Source organism: Lentzea sp. CA-135723 (assembly GCF_050936595.1).
Lineage (GTDB): Bacteria > Actinomycetota > Actinomycetes > Mycobacteriales > Pseudonocardiaceae > Lentzea.
The window spans coordinates 2,545,827-2,559,332 of the sequence record NZ_JBNJMK010000001.1 but is presented as its reverse complement, the minus strand read 5'-3'; the positions used below and the strand labels follow the sequence as shown (position 1 = coordinate 2,559,332).

Below are 13,506 nucleotides of genomic sequence, written 5' to 3'. Positions count from 1 at the left end.
TCATACGGTGAAGTCAAGGGGGTGCGTTCGATGAGTTATCTCCAGGTCGCCTGGACCGACCCGGCCACGCAGGCGCGCGGTTACCTCGTCATCGACCGGCTGGTGCGCGGTGTCAGCAGCGGAGGTCTGCGCATGCGCGCCGGCTGCACGATGGACGAGGTGCGCGGTCTCGCCGAGGGGATGACGGCGAAGGAAGCCCTCAACTACGACCCCCAGGCGAAGTACGTCCCGCTCGGCGGTGCCAAGGGCGGCATCGACTTCGACCCCTACGACCCGCGCGCGAAGGACGTCCTCACGGCGTACCTCAAAGCCATGTCCCCCTACATCGAACGCTTCTGGACGATGGGGGAGGACCTCGGGCTGCGGCAGTCCACGATCGACGAGGCCATCGCGAAGATCGGCCTCCAGTCGTCCATCCAGGCCGTCTACCCGTTGCTCGACGACGAGCAGAAGGCCCGCCAACGGCTGAAGGACGCGTTCGCGGTCACCGTCGACGGCGTCAGCCTGGACGAGCTCGTCGGCGGCTACGGCGTCGCGCAGGCCGCGCTGACCGCCGCCGAGCACCTCGGGCTCACGAACCCCACGGCGTTCGTGCAGGGGTTCGGCTCCATGGGCGGTGCGACGGCCCGCTACCTCGCCCAGGCGGGCGTCAGGGTCGTCGGGCTCGCGGACGTCCACGGCGTCGTCACGAACCCGGACGGCCTCGACGTCGAGACCCTGTTGCTGACCAGGGACGCGCACGGTGCCATCGACCGCGGCAAGCTCAGGCCGCAGGACCGGCAACGAGACCGCGACACCTGGCTCACCACGAAAGCCGACGTCCTGGTCCCCGCCGCCACCAGCTACGCGATCAACGAGACCAACGCGCACCTGGTCAACGCCAAGCTGATCGTCGAAGCCGCCAACATGCCGGTGACGGCGGAGGCCGAGGCCGAGATCCACGCGTTGATCATCCCGGACGTCGTCGCGAACTCCGCCACCAACTCCTGGTGGTGGTGGACCCTGTTCGGCGACATCGACCCCACGGCCGAGTCGGCGTTCGCGAAGATCGCCACGAGCATGCGCGCGCTCACGACCAAGGTCCTCACCGACGGCACCTCGCCGCGTGAGGCCGCCAGGAACATCGCCGGGAAAGCGGTGCAGGAGATCGAAAAGCGGTTCTAGACTTCGGGGCCATGCCGGGCCTCAAGAACATCTCCACGATCGCCGCACCGCCCGAACGGGTCTGGGCGGTGCTCGCCGACGTCGAACGGTGGCCGGAGCGCATCCCCACCGTCACCGTCGCGGAACGCCTCGACGACGGTCCTCTGCACGTCGGCGCCCGCACCCGCCTGAAACAGCCGAAGCTGTCCGAGGCGGTGTGGACGGTCACCGAGCTCACCGAGAACTCCTCGTTCACGTGGGAGTCGAGGTCGCCCGGCGTGAAGATCACGGCCGAGCACCTCGTCGAACCGCACGAGAACGGCACCCGGCTCACCCTCAGCCTGCTGCTGACCGGTCCGCTCGCGGGCTTCGGCTGGTTGCTGACCCGGTCGATGACCCGGCGGTACGTGGCCGCCGAGGCCGCCTCCATCAAGAAGGCGGCCGAGTAGCCCGTCAGCGCTTCCTGCGACGAGCGGGCGCGCCCACGTAGTCGGCCAGGTGCTCGCCGGTCAGCGTCGACCGCTTGGCCACGAGGTCCGCCGGCGTGCCCTCGAACACGACCTTGCCGCCGTCGTGCCCGGCGCCGGGGCCGAGGTCGATGATCCAGTCGGCGTGCGCCATGACGGCCTGGTGGTGCTCGATCACGATCACCGACTTGCCCGCCTCGACGAGCCGGTCGAGCAGCCCGAGGAGCTGTTCGACGTCCGCGAGGTGCAGACCGGTCGTCGGCTCGTCCAGCACGTAGACGCCGCCCTTGTCGGCCATGTGCGTGGCGAGCTTCAGGCGCTGCCGCTCACCGCCCGACAGGGTCGTCAGCGGCTGGCCGAGCGACAGGTAGCCGAGGCCGACGTCGTTCAACCGCTCCAGAATCGCGTGCGCGGCGGGCGTGCGGGCCTCGCCGGAACCGAAGAACTCCACGGCCTCCGCGACCGGCATCGCGAGCACCTCGGAGATGTCGCGCCCGCCGAACTTGAACTCCAGCACGGCCTGGTCGAACCGCTTGCCTTCGCAGACGTCGCAGGGCGACTCGATCGTCGCCATGATCCCGAGGTCGGTGAACACCACGCCGGCGCCGTTGCAGTTCGGGCACGCGCCCTCGGAGTTCGCCGAGAACAGGGCGGGCTTCACGCCGTTGGCCTTGGCGAACGCCTTGCGGATCGGCTCCAGCAACCCGGTGTAGGTCGCGGGGTTGGACCGGCGCGACCCCTTGATCGGCGTCTGGTCGACCACGATCGCGCCCGAGTCGCGCGGCAGCGACTGGTGGATCAACGACGACTTGCCGGATCCCGCCACCCCGGTGACGACGGTCAGCACCCCCAGCGGCACGTCGACGTCCACGTCGCGCAGGTTGTTCGCCGACGCGCCGCGGATCTCCAGGACGCCGGTCGCCTCCCGCACCACCTCCTTCAACGACGCCCGGTCGTCGAGGTGCCGGCCGGTCACGGTGTCGGACTTGCGCAGCCCTTCGAGGGACCCCTCGAAGCAGATCGTCCCGCCGTTCCGCCCCGCACCGGGACCGAGGTCGACGATGTGGTCCGCGATCGCGATCGTCTCCGGCTTGTGCTCGACGACGAGGACCGTGTTCCCCTTGTCGCGCAAGCGGAGCAGCAGGTTGTTCATCCGCTCGATGTCGTGCGGGTGCAGCCCGATCGTCGGCTCGTCGAACACGTACGTCACGTCGGTCAGCGCGGAGCCGAGGTGCCGGATCATCTTCACGCGCTGCGCCTCACCGCCGGACAACGTGCCCGCAGGCCGGTTCAGCGAGAGGTAGCCGAGGCCGATCTCCACGAACGAGTCCAGCGTGTGCGCGAGCTTGTCGACCAACGGCGCGACCGACTTGTCCTTCACCCCGCGGATCCAGTCCGCGAGGTCGGTGATCTGCATGTCGCACAGGTCGGCGATGGACACGCCCTTGATCTTGGACGACCGCGCGGCCTCGGTCAGCCGCGTGCCGCCGCAGTCGGGGCAGGTGCCGAACGTCGCCGCGCGGTCCACGAACGCCCGGATGTGCGGCTGCAGCGCCTCGCGGTCCTTCGACAGCATCGACTTCTGCAGCTTCGGGATCAGGCCCTCGTAGGTCAGGTTGATGCCGTTGACCTTGATCTTGATCGGGTCCCGGTAGAGGAAGTCGTGCAGTTCCTTCTTGGTGTACTTGCGGATCGGCTTGGCCGGGTCGATGAACCCGGACTGCGCGAACGTCTGCACGGTCCACTGGTTGTCGACGTTGTAGCCGGGCACCTTGATCGCGCCTTCGAGGATCGACTTCGACTCGTCGTAGACCTCGGTCAGGTCGATGTCGGACACCTGCCCGCGGCCCTCGCAACGCGGGCACATGCCGCCGGTGATGGAGAACTCGCGGCGCTCCTTGACCTTCTGACCGCCCTTCTCGATCGTCACGGCGCCCGCGCCGGAGATCGAGGCGACGTTGAACGAGAACGCCTGCGGGCCACCGATGTGCGGCGTGCCGAGGCGGCTGAACAGGATGCGCAGCATCGCGTTCACGTCGGTCGCGGTGCCGACGGTGGAGCGCGGGTCGGCGCCCATCCGCTGCTGGTCGACCAGGATCGCCGTGGTGATGCCCTCCAGGAGGTACACCTCGGGGCGCGGCAGCGTGGGCATGAAGCCCTGGATGAACGCGCTGTAGGTCTCGTTGATCAGGCGCTGCGACTCCGCCGCGATCGTGCCGAACACCAGCGAGCTCTTGCCGGAGCCGGAGACACCGGTGAAGACCGTCAGCCGCCGCTTCGGGATCTCCACGTCGACGTCGCGGAGGTTGTTCACCCGCGCGCCCTGCACGCGGATCAGATCGTGGGTGTCCGCGTCGTGCGGCGCCGTCCTGGTCATGGCGCAAAACTAACTCGCGCACCCGGCTCGTGCTTCTTGATTCGTGATCGGTCATCCACGAATTCGATAGTGGTAGGTGCACACCTCGCGGAACCCCGTTCGTTCGTACAGCCGGAACGCCGTGGTGTTCGCCTTCTCCATCTGCAGGTACATGTGGTTCGCCTCGCGCGCGGCCGCCCAGGACGCCAAAGCGGCGAGCACGGACCGTGCGGCGCCTTGTCCCCGTGCGTGCGGAAGCGTCGCCATGCCGAACACACCGGCCCAGCTGTCCTCGGCCACCGCGCGTCCGACGGCCACGACCTGGCCGTCCACCTCGGCGTACGCGTAGGCGGACGGGTGCTCGACGCGGCTGAGCAGGTCGCGTTCGGCGCTCACGTCCCGCGTGGTCACCGCCTGCCACGCGGAGAGCCACTCGTCGGTCGGCCGGACCGTCACCTCGCCGGCGTCCGAGTCGGAGTGCCGCAGCACGTCCGCGGTCGACGCGATCTGCAGCGACATGTGATGACCCCGGGTGTAACCCCTGGTGTGGAGCGTCTGGTCGAGATCGTCCGCGCACACGCCCGGCGTGATCTGGAACCGCGCGCCGGAGCCGCGTTCGGCGCAGAACTCCTCCGCCTGCTCGACCCGGTCCTCGCGGTCGTGCGGCAGCACCGCGCTCACCCACCACGCGTCACCGGGGGAGTGCCGCAGCCACCAGCCGCCCGCCTCCTGCACGTGCGCGGCGGGCTGGGCGTGGGCCGCGTACTCCTGCAGCGTCCTGAGCAGCACGTCAGTCCAGCGAGCCCAGCAGCCAGTTGCCGGCCTCGGCGGGATCCTCGGAGAAGTAGAACTCCCGGATCGCCGCCAGCAGGGCCTGTGTGGACAGCAGACCGTCCTCGTCGGACAGCAGGTCGTGGATGCCGCGCGCGTCGCCCTCGGACAGGCCCATCAACGCGCCGGTCCACGTCACGTGCTCCTGCACCGTCAGCCTGCCGTCGCCGTCGGAGTCCGCGACGGCCATCAGCGCGTCGAGGAACGGCACGTAGCCCTCGTCGAACGACGCCGGCGTCTCCAGCAACCCGTTCGCGAACGCCTTCTTGTACTCGTCGACGCTGATCCGCCCGTCGCCGTCCAGGTCGGCCACCGAGGCCAGGTGCTCCCACAGCCCGAGCAGCATTCCGTGGAACCGCACGGCTTTCGGGTCGTCGGCTGTCAGCCCGAACGCCTTGGTGGTGCGCTCGCCGGCCTGGGTGAAGTCCTCCCGCTCGATGAACCCGTCGCCGTCGGTGTCGTAGGTCCGGAACCGGCGCGCGAGCTTGCGGTCGAGGAAGGCGGTGATCTCCACACGACCCTTCTACCGCATCCGGCTGTGAAACGACACGCCTGGGTTCACGTTTCGAACGAGCGTTTGCACGCTGTTCAACGACGCCCCAGGCCGGAGAACGCGCTGGCCACGACCACCATGCCGATCATCCCGATGACCGCGGCGATGCCGCCTGCGGCAGGTTTCGAAACCTGCTCCAGGTGCGCCACGGGCTTCGGCGGCAGGGGGACGTCCTGCGCGGGGGGTTCCGGCAGGGGTGGCAGCGGGGCGGACAGCGACTCGACGCGCACCACGGCGCTCTCGCCGATGGCGACGTTCGTGCCGGCGCCGGACACCGTCAGCCGTGAGTTCAACGGGGCCGTGGCGAGGCACGTGTAGGTGACGCGCTGCCGTGGTTCCAGCGCGTCGAACGTGCGGCGGCACGCGGCGGGCTCGCCCTCGACGCGGACGTCGGCGATCCGCGCGTCCGACGGGTTGCCGACCGTGACGGTGACGGTGACCTGCTCGCCGTCCCGCGCGCGGTCCTTCGACCAGGCCGCGCTGATCGTCAGCCGCGGGTAGATCACCCTGACCTGCACGGAAGCGGAGGCCTCGACCTTGCCGCCGAGCCGGTCGGCGGCGGTGACGGTCGAGGTCAGCGCGCCGCTCTCGTCCCCGGCCGGGACCGTGCAGTCCACCGTGGACGAGGCGCCGGGGTCGAGCTGACCCTGCATGGGGTTACACGGGGCACCCGCTTTCGCGGTGAAGCCGAAGAGCGGGGTGTCGCCGGTGTTCGTGACGGTCGTCGTGAACGTGACCGGCTGGCCCGGCAGCGCGGTCAGCGGTTCGGCGGGGGTGGTCGCGCGCAACGCCGGGTGCAGCACGTCCACGGTCGACGCCTTCTGGATCGTCAGCTGGTCTCCCGCGAGGCTGGAGCCCCTGACCTCGACGTTCGCCGGGTAGTCGTCGTCCGCGGCCGTGGTGGTGCAGGTCTGCGTGACGGTGGCGCGCGGGGCGAGCGTGCCGACCGGCTTGCCGCACACCGTCACGTCGGCGGCGGGCGCGTCACCGGCGTTGGTGACGGTCGCGGTCTGCGTGACGGTCTCCTCGGCGTGCGCGGACGGTTTCTCGGGAGCGACCGCGAGGGTGAACTCGGGCAGCGGGAACGACCAGGCGACGCTCTGCACCAGGAACGCGTCATCGGCCCGCTTGAAGCTCAGCTCGGCGCTTCTCGTGCCGGGTTTGAGGACGTTCTCGCCGATGGTCACCGTGTGCGCGTCGACGCTCATGTTGTTGGGGTGCGCGGCACCCTGCGCGAACGACGTGAACGCGTTGCGCCCGCCGATCTGCTGGCCGTTGACCAGCATCTGGTCGCCGTCGGTGGCCCAGTCGCCCTCGTACGCCGTGATCCCCATCCGGACGATCCCGCCGGCGGGGTGGGTCGGCGCGACGGGGGTGGCCAGCAGCGGCTTCTGGGTGGGCAGGCGGACATGGCCGCCGTGCACCGCCACGTGCCGTTGGGCGGGCGCGGCGGCCGTGGCGTGCGGGAACTTCCACACGACCGTCAGCGACCAGCCTCCGAAGCAGTCGAAGCCCTGCGGTGCCCAGACGTTGCCGACCGTCACCGTGCCGCTGGTCAGCGCGCGGGTGACGTCGGCTTCGGCGCTGTAGAAGGCGTTGTCGGTGTGCGCGAGGTCGCCCGGCGCGTCGATCGCGAAGGTGCCGGGGGAGACGCGCGTGCCGTTGAACGTGATGGGGTCACGCGGGGTGCCAGGTGGGGTTACGCCATCCCGGCAGGTGGCGCTGCCGGCCCAGCCGAGCTTGGCGTAGGCGACGGTCGCGCCGTCCGGGATCGTCAGCTGGGCGGTCGACGAGTTGTACGTCGCCGGGTCGGCGTCGGCGTCGAGCCACGACATGCGGTGGCCGTTGTTCAGCGCCGACGGCCCGGAACCCTTGCGGTCCAGCGCGTCCACACAGGACTGCGGCGGGTACTTCGGGTGCGGACCGGCCTGCTCGGCCGTCGGGCAGGTCAGCACGGAGTTGCCCACGACCACGACGTCCCCGTACACCGCCTCGTCGAACTGGGTGTGCCACACCTCGGCCGCGGCGACCGGCGGCCCCGGTGTGAGCAGCGGAACCAGCAGCACGACGGCGATGAGGATCGGGACACGCATGCCACGCCTTCCGGTCGGGGTCGGCCACAGGTTGGCACGCCTGAGGGTGCTTGTCACCGCACGGAGATCACACCGTCCTCACTCTCCGTTGAGGACGGCGGCCATCGGTTCTCTCTTTCGTGTCAACGGCTTCGGGACGCGCCCTCCGATGTGGACTTGCTGTGCACATGATCAACAGCCCGTTGCTCTTGATGGGCGGGGAAGAGTGCCGGGAAGCGTGGTGTCTGTGGTCAAACGGTGTCCGCTGTGGGGAGATGGAGGCCATGTGGAACGGCGTTGTCATCGTGCTCGCGTCGGTGGTCGTCACGGCGATCGCCTTCCTGCTGTTCGGGCGTTCGCGCGCCCACGAGCAGGCCGACGACAGGGACGCCGACTCGCGCGGCTTCCTCGGCGCGGTGATCAGCGGCCTGTTCATCGTGGCGCTGGCGTTCTACATGGTGATCGTCTGGGAAGAGGGCGGCGCCGCCGAGGACAACGCCGCGAAGGAGGCCGCCGCCGTCGCCGACGTCTACTGGCAGACCGCCGTCATGCCGCAGCCGCAACGGGACCAGATCCGCTCGTTGCTCACCGAGTACCCGAAACTGGTGGCGGACAAGGAATGGCCGAAGCTCGCCGTGGGCGAGTCGGACGACGCCACCACCACGGCGCTGAACTCGCTGCACACCGAGATCCTGTCCCTGCCGTCGTCACCGGACCAGGTGAAGAGCGCGCGCGAACGGTCCCTGGAACGCCTGCGCGAGGTCACCGACCTGCGCCGCGACCGCCTGGACTCGGCGAGCGGCCTCGACAACACCGGCCGCATCATGCTGATCGGCACGATCGCGGGCGCCGTCGCGATGATCGTGTTCCCGCTGCTGATCGGCTTCACCGCGCGCAAGCGCCACATCCTGCAGATGTGCCTGACCTCGGCCGTGCTCGCGTTCGTCTGCGTGCTGTGCCTGGGCATGACCCAGCCGTTCGACGGGTGGTTCCGGGTGGAGCCGGAGTCGTTCACGGGCCTGTCGGACGAGCTGGCCGGGATCCCGATCGACGAGAACCGCTGAACAGCGCCTCGTCCGGCAGCCACTGGGTCCGCGGGTCGAACGGGCGGTAGCGCTCCTGGACGTGGGCGACGAGCAGCGGGATCGCCGGGTGGCGGTTGGCCGCGTGCCACAGCAGCGACCACGGGTAGACGGGCGTCGGACCGGTGACGGACACCTGCACCACGTCCGGGTGCACCGGGAACTGCCGGGTCGTCCCGAACGTGACCAGCTCGGCCGAGGCCGCGATCTCGTCCATCAGGTGCTCGCCCCCGAACACCGGCCCGGACGTGTCGATCACGACGCCGAACTCGGCGCTCAGCCGCCGGTAGTAGTCCGCCCACTCGCTCTCGCCCGCGCAGCCCGGCATCCACGCCGTCGTCCCGGCCAGCTCGGCCATCGGCACCGACCGGCGCCGGGCCAGCCGGTGGCGGCGGCCGACGAGGATCGGGATCGGCTCCAGCCAGGCCGGTGTCCGCTCGATCCCGGCCGGCAGCGGGCCCGTGACGCGGCCGAACGCCACGTCGACCGACCCGTCCGCCAGCGCGGTGTGCGGGGACACCGCGCCGCGCGAGACCACGACGTCCACGTCCACGTCGCCCGCCTCGTAGAACGCCCTGACCACGTCGAGCGGCGCGGCGACGCGGGCGAGCACGTCGACGCGCAGCGGGCGGCGGCGGGCGCGGAGCAGCGCGGTGGCCTGGTCGGCCAGGCCGATCAACGCCCGTGCGTGCGGGAGGAACGCCGACCCGTCCTCGGTGAGGACCACCCCGGTGCGCGACCGGGTCAGCAACGAGACGTCCAGATCGGACTCCAGCCTGGCGAGCCGCTTCGACACGGCCTGCTGGGACACCCCCAGGCGGTCGGCCGCCTCGGTGAAGTGCCCGTCGTCGACCACGGCGAGGAACGCCCTGACGGCACCGAGGTCCAGCTCCACTCACAACTCCTGGTTGTTCGTCGACGCGTGTCGGTTGTTGGACAGCACCTCGCGGAGAGCGATCTCATGGCGCGTGCAACGACCTTAGGACAACCAGGAGGAGTTCGAGTGGCGAGCGTCGAGATCCCGTTGACGGGCGGCCGGATCACCGTGGGAGTGGTCCGCGTCGGGGACACCGTGCGCAGGCCGGTCGGCCCGCACTCGCCGTTCGTGCACCGGTTGCTCCGGTACCTCGACGACGTCGACGTGGCGCCGAAGCTGCTCGGCATCGACGAGCGGGGCCGCGAGATCCTCGGCTTCCAGCACGGCGAGACCCGGTCCGAGTTCCGGCCCAGGGACTGGTCCCGCGACCAGATCGCCGCCGCGGCGCGGTTGCTGCGCCGGCTGCACGACGCGACCGCGGGCTCCCCGCTCGCGAGGGGTGAGGAGACCGTGTGCCACAACGACTTCTCGCCGCTCAACGTCACCTTCGCGGACGGGCTGCCGGTGGCGGCGTTCGACTTCGACCAGGCCGCACCCGGCCCCCGCGCACGAGATCTCGCCTACGCCGCCTGGTTGTGGCTGCTCGGCGCCGAGATCGTCCACGACCTGGACCACCAGCTCGGTCTCGTGCGGGTCCTGCTCGACGAGTACGGCCTCGCGGACCGCCGGGACTTCGGGAAACGCGTGGTCGCGAGGGTCGAGGCCGAACGCGACCTCCACGCCAGGGCCGGGCGCGTGACCGGCCCGGACTCCTGGCTGGCGCGGGAGATCGAGTGGCTGAGGGGACACGCCGACGAGATCGACAGGGCCGGATGAGATGATCCCGACAGGACGGAGCTCGGGGGAGACGCACGTGTGGGGACTTAGAAGCGCGCCGCAGAAGCTCGTCGACGCGTCGGGGTTCGGCTGGAAGCACCTGGAAGACCGCAGCGAGTCGAGCGCCGCCATGGTCACGGCCTACGTGGCCGCGCAACGGTCGGCGCCCGACGACGTGCTGCCCACGGTCGCGCGGGTCGCGGAGAAGCTGCTCGCCGACTCCGCCAACCGCGGCCTGGTGGCGGAGCTGGTCGAGGACTTCCAGAACCTCGCCTCGCACGGGCTGGAGCAGCTCCGCACCGCGCAGGAGATCCGCACGGCACTCGGGCCGCGCACCCTCGACCTGTGGGACGAGGTCGAGCTGTTCTGGACGGACGTCGCGCACTGGCGGCGCGGCACCGGAGAGCCGATGCGGCACAACGCCGACATCCTGTCCGTCGAGAACGAGGCCCTGCGCACTCAGGTCTGGACGTCGAACAGGAGCCTCGGCGACGGCACCCGCGTGGGGCTGCCCGAGGCCGTCCTGTTCGAGCGGGCCGGCGGCGAGCCGATCAGTAGCCGCGGTCCGGCATGATCACCCAGAGGACGAGGTAGACGACGAACTGCGGTCCGGGCAGAAGGCAGGACAGCAGGAACAGAAGGCGCACGGTGCCCGCCTTCATCCCCCAGCGCTGGGCGAGCCCCGCGCAGACACCCGCGATCATCCGGTTGGTCCTGGGCCTGCTCAATGCGACTGTCGTGGTCATGCACCAAGGATGCCCAGTCCAGGGCATTTGTAGCATCGGGGACGAACCCTGGTTCGACCCCGATGATCGGCGTCACCCGATACCGGGGATCTCCCGTTCAACAGAACGGGCACCCGAAACGTCTAGACGGACGCCGTCGACAGCTGGTCGACGAACCGCAGGCACGTCGCGCGCATCGTGTCGACCGTCATCGCCCTCGAGCCGGCGAGCACCTGCAACGCGAGGCCGTCGAGCATGCTGACCATCATGTTCGCCAGCTCCAGCGGGTCGCCGGACGTGACGAGGTCACCGGACGCCTGACCGTCGCGGAAGATGCTCGCCACGATGTCGCGCCACTCGCCGTAGAAGCGCTCGTTGAGCTCCTGCAGCTCCGGGTTGCGGATCGCCTCGACCCACAGCTCGGCCCAGACCTTCCACGCCTCGACGGTCTCCGCGCCCTCCGGCAGGTACGACTCGACCACCATGCGCAGGCGTGACAACGGCGGCTCGTCCGACTCGAGGATCCAGCGGCGGCGGCGCACCGAGATCTCGAAGCAGTGCTCGAACGCCGCGTCGGTGAGCTCGCGCTTGGTCTCGAAGTAGTAGTGCACGGTCCCGCCGGACACGCCGGCGTCCTTGGCCACGTCGGAGACCCGGAGATGGCGGAAGCCCTCGGCCGCGATCACCTTGCAGGTGGACGCGAGGATCTGCGCCTTGCGTTCGGCTTCCACGCTTGGACGGGGCATCCGTCACCTCCTGGTTTGGCCAGAACCTTACCGAAACAGGGAACGCAACTTGCGCTTGTCGACCTTTCCCACCGCCGTCAGCGGGAGTTCCGGCACGACCGTGACCCCTCTGGGCTGGTAGAGCTCACCCAGTTCGGCCACCACCGAAGCTCTAATCCTGTCGACATCGACATCCGGTCCTTCCGCGACCAGGAAGACGTGCACGGCCTCGCCGAGCGCCTCGTCCGGCCGGGCGACCGCCGCGGCCTGCCTGATGCCGGGCAACGTCACCAGGAAGTCGTCGAGCAGCCGCGAGTAGACGTTGTCGGACGTTCTACCGGTGACGATGACGTCCTTGCTGCGGTCGTTGAGGTACAGGTAGCCCTCGTCGTCGAAGTAGCCCATGTCGCCGGTGTTGAACCAGCCGCCGGCCGTTTCGGCGAGCGTCGGTTCGCCCCAATAGCCCTGCATCACGAACGGACCGCGCACCCACACGTCGCCGTCGCGCGTCTCGACCTCCAGCACGGGGTTGGCCTTGCCGACCGTCCGCGTCGTGTCCGGCCGGTCGAAGTCGACGGACGTGGCGGGCATGCTCGTGATCGAGAGGGCCTCCGTCATGCCGTAGGTCTGGTGCACGACCGGGCCCCACGCCTCGATCGCCTCGCGCAGCCGCCGCGGGGCGAGCGCGGACCCGCCCACGATGACGGAGCCGAACTGCGGGCCGGGCCGGTCGGGGTGGTCGAGGACCTCGTACATCATCGGCGGCACGAACACGGTCGAGGTGATCCCCTCCTCGCGGGCGAGGCGGCAGAACGTGCCCGCGTCGAACACCGACGGCCCCAGCACCAGCTTCGAGCCGGTGGTCAGGGCCATCTGACAGGCCGCGGCGCCGCTGCCGTGGGTGATGAGGGTGGTGCAGAGCACGCTCATCGGCGGCATGGCCCGGAACGCCTCCCAGCGGCGGTTCGAGTGGTGGACCGCGAGCTTCGGCAGGCCGGTGGTGCCGCCGGTGTACATGACCGTCGTGAAGGTGGGCTCCGGCGTGCGGACGACCGGATCGCCCGGCAGGTCGCGCAGGTCCCAGCCGCCGAGCCGGTCGCTGAACGCCGGGTCGACCACGACGCCCTTCACCTCGGCCCGCTCGATCAGCGCCTTCAGCTCGTTCGTCCCCGGCTCCGGCGGCACGTAGACGAGCCGCGCGCCGAGCAGGTGGACGGCGACCACGAGCAGGACGGCCTCCGGGGTGTTGCCGACGAACGCCGCCACGCCGTCGCCGGGGCCGATGCCGCGTCGAGCGAGTCCGTCGGCGAGGCGTAGCAGCAGGTCACGGGCCTGCGCGCGGGTGAGTCTGGTGTCGCCGCCGATCAAGGCCTCTCGTTCGTCGTCTGTGGACAGTCGCTCCAGCACGAGATCGACGTAGTTGACGTGCTCCCCGGTTCGAACGCCGGAGGTTCCCGCGCGGTCAGGCCGCGCCCTGGGTGCTTCCTGGTTCATCGCCCACCGCCTTCCCTGAGGAAGGACTTACTGGGGCTCCACAGTCGTTTTGCCTCTCCGTCCGCCCGACGGCGAGGATGTTCTGAGCCGCGTTGTGGTCCCGATCGTGCTCTGCTCCGCACTCGGGGCATGTCCACGCCCTGATCTTCAACGGCATCGCCTTCATGACGTCCCCACAGCCTGAGCATGTCTTCGAGCTTGGCAGCCAACGCGACACCTTGTGGACCACGCGTCCGTGTTGTTCGGATTTCTCTTCCAGCAATCGGACGAACTGCGCCCATCCGGCGTCTGCGATCGCTCGTGCGAGCCTGCGGTTGTGCAGCATTCCTGCGATGTTCAGATCCTCCACGTAGATCGCTTGGTTC

Annotated in this window: 13 protein-coding genes and 1 pseudogene; 5 read left to right on the top strand and 9 right to left on the bottom strand. The window is 69.9% G+C overall.

The genetic code is table 11. The features are described from left to right. The first annotated feature begins 30 nt into the window (after positions 1 to 30). Entirely contained in the window at positions 31 to 1,164 is a 1,134-nt protein-coding gene (locus ACQEU1_RS10690; RefSeq protein ID WP_433198868.1) for a Glu/Leu/Phe/Val dehydrogenase dimerization domain-containing protein, read from the top strand. A gap of 11 nt (positions 1,165 to 1,175) precedes the next feature. Continuing rightward, positions 1,176 to 1,592: an SRPBCC family protein gene (locus tag ACQEU1_RS10685; protein ID WP_433198866.1), complete on the top strand. Its 417-nt coding sequence runs from the start codon at positions 1,176 to 1,178 to the stop codon at positions 1,590 to 1,592. 4 nt (positions 1,593 to 1,596) lie between these two features. On the opposite strand, the gene ACQEU1_RS10680 is transcribed toward ACQEU1_RS10685, so the two are convergent. The 4 genes from ACQEU1_RS10680 to ACQEU1_RS10665 all read right to left on the bottom strand — a co-directional run bounded on the left by ACQEU1_RS10680 (position 1,597) and on the right by ACQEU1_RS10665 (position 7,443). Next, on the bottom strand, positions 1,597 to 3,987 hold the full coding sequence (locus ACQEU1_RS10680) for an ATP-binding cassette domain-containing protein (RefSeq protein ID WP_433198864.1): 2,391 nt from the start codon (positions 3,985 to 3,987) through the stop codon (positions 1,597 to 1,599). A 51-nt stretch (positions 3,988 to 4,038) separates the two neighbouring features. Then, on the bottom strand, positions 4,039 to 4,755 hold the full coding sequence (locus ACQEU1_RS10675) for a GNAT family N-acetyltransferase (protein WP_433198862.1): 717 nt from the start codon (positions 4,753 to 4,755) through the stop codon (positions 4,039 to 4,041). A 1-nt stretch (position 4,756) separates the two neighbouring features. Then, positions 4,757 to 5,311, bottom strand: a complete 555-nt coding sequence (locus tag ACQEU1_RS10670) for an EF-hand domain-containing protein (protein WP_433198860.1) — start codon at positions 5,309 to 5,311, stop codon at positions 4,757 to 4,759. Between the two features lie 74 nt (positions 5,312 to 5,385). Beyond that, the gene (locus ACQEU1_RS10665; protein WP_433198858.1) at positions 5,386 to 7,443 is read right to left on the bottom strand and encodes a hypothetical protein; all 2,058 of its coding nucleotides are present in this window, start codon (positions 7,441 to 7,443) and stop codon (positions 5,386 to 5,388) included. A gap of 263 nt (positions 7,444 to 7,706) precedes the next feature. On the opposite strand from ACQEU1_RS10665, the gene ACQEU1_RS10660 reads away from it, so the two are divergent. After that, positions 7,707 to 8,486 carry a hypothetical protein gene (locus ACQEU1_RS10660; protein ID WP_433198856.1) on the top strand — a complete coding sequence of 260 codons (780 nt, stop codon included), beginning with the start codon at positions 7,707 to 7,709 and terminating at the stop codon, positions 8,484 to 8,486. On the opposite strand, the gene ACQEU1_RS10655 is transcribed toward ACQEU1_RS10660, so the two are convergent. After that, positions 8,434 to 9,399, bottom strand: a complete 966-nt coding sequence (locus tag ACQEU1_RS10655) for a LysR family transcriptional regulator (RefSeq protein WP_433198854.1) — start codon at positions 9,397 to 9,399, stop codon at positions 8,434 to 8,436. The two genes, ACQEU1_RS10660 and ACQEU1_RS10655, sit on opposite strands and share 53 nt — an antisense overlap. A 108-nt stretch (positions 9,400 to 9,507) precedes the next feature. Between ACQEU1_RS10655 and ACQEU1_RS10650 the strand changes: the two genes are divergently transcribed. Both ACQEU1_RS10650 and ACQEU1_RS10645 read left to right on the top strand, forming a co-directional pair. Beyond that, positions 9,508 to 10,197, top strand: a complete 690-nt coding sequence (locus ACQEU1_RS10650; RefSeq protein WP_433198852.1) for a phosphotransferase — start codon at positions 9,508 to 9,510, stop codon at positions 10,195 to 10,197. Between the two features lie 37 nt (positions 10,198 to 10,234). Continuing rightward, a complete protein-coding gene (locus ACQEU1_RS10645; RefSeq protein ID WP_433198850.1) occupies positions 10,235 to 10,771 on the top strand; it encodes a hypothetical protein in 537 nt (178 codons plus the stop codon). Here ACQEU1_RS10645 and ACQEU1_RS10640 read toward each other — a convergent pair. From ACQEU1_RS10640 to ACQEU1_RS10625, 4 genes and pseudogenes are all read right to left on the bottom strand, one after another. Continuing rightward, positions 10,749 to 10,943, bottom strand: a complete 195-nt coding sequence (locus ACQEU1_RS10640; RefSeq protein ID WP_045313734.1) for a PspC domain-containing protein — start codon at positions 10,941 to 10,943, stop codon at positions 10,749 to 10,751. The genes ACQEU1_RS10645 and ACQEU1_RS10640 overlap by 23 nt on opposite strands. A 122-nt stretch (positions 10,944 to 11,065) precedes the next feature. Continuing rightward, entirely contained in the window at positions 11,066 to 11,668 is a 603-nt protein-coding gene (locus ACQEU1_RS10635) for a TetR/AcrR family transcriptional regulator (protein WP_433198847.1), read from the bottom strand. Between the two features lie 27 nt (positions 11,669 to 11,695). Further along, the gene (locus tag ACQEU1_RS10630) at positions 11,696 to 13,141 is read right to left on the bottom strand and encodes a class I adenylate-forming enzyme family protein (RefSeq protein WP_433198845.1); all 1,446 of its coding nucleotides are present in this window, start codon (positions 13,139 to 13,141) and stop codon (positions 11,696 to 11,698) included. Continuing rightward, a pseudogene (locus ACQEU1_RS10625) lies at positions 13,110 to 13,496 on the bottom strand (RNA-guided endonuclease InsQ/TnpB family protein); the annotation flags it as partial. The gene ACQEU1_RS10630 and the pseudogene ACQEU1_RS10625, both read right to left, overlap by 32 nt. Between the last annotated feature and the right edge of the window lie 10 nt (positions 13,497 to 13,506).

Bases quoted from the DNA above. Each gene is read 5' to 3' on its own strand.
- ACQEU1_RS10660 (WP_433198856.1), top strand. From the start codon at position 7,707: ATGTGGAACGGCGTTGTCATCGTGCTCGCGTCGGTGGTCGTCACGGCG.
- ACQEU1_RS10640 (WP_045313734.1), bottom strand. From the start codon at position 10,943: ATGACCACGACAGTCGCATTGAGCAGGCCCAGGACCAACCGGATGATC.
- ACQEU1_RS10635 (WP_433198847.1), bottom strand. From the start codon at position 11,668: ATGCCCCGTCCAAGCGTGGAAGCCGAACGCAAGGCGCAGATCCTCGCG.
- ACQEU1_RS10680 (WP_433198864.1), bottom strand. From the start codon at position 3,987: ATGACCAGGACGGCGCCGCACGACGCGGACACCCACGATCTGATCCGC.
- ACQEU1_RS10685 (WP_433198866.1), top strand. From the start codon at position 1,176: ATGCCGGGCCTCAAGAACATCTCCACGATCGCCGCACCGCCCGAACGG.
- ACQEU1_RS10690 (WP_433198868.1), top strand. From the start codon at position 31: ATGAGTTATCTCCAGGTCGCCTGGACCGACCCGGCCACGCAGGCGCGC.
- ACQEU1_RS10630 (WP_433198845.1), bottom strand. From the start codon at position 13,141: ATGAACCAGGAAGCACCCAGGGCGCGGCCTGACCGCGCGGGAACCTCC.
- ACQEU1_RS10665 (WP_433198858.1), bottom strand. From the start codon at position 7,443: ATGCGTGTCCCGATCCTCATCGCCGTCGTGCTGCTGGTTCCGCTGCTC.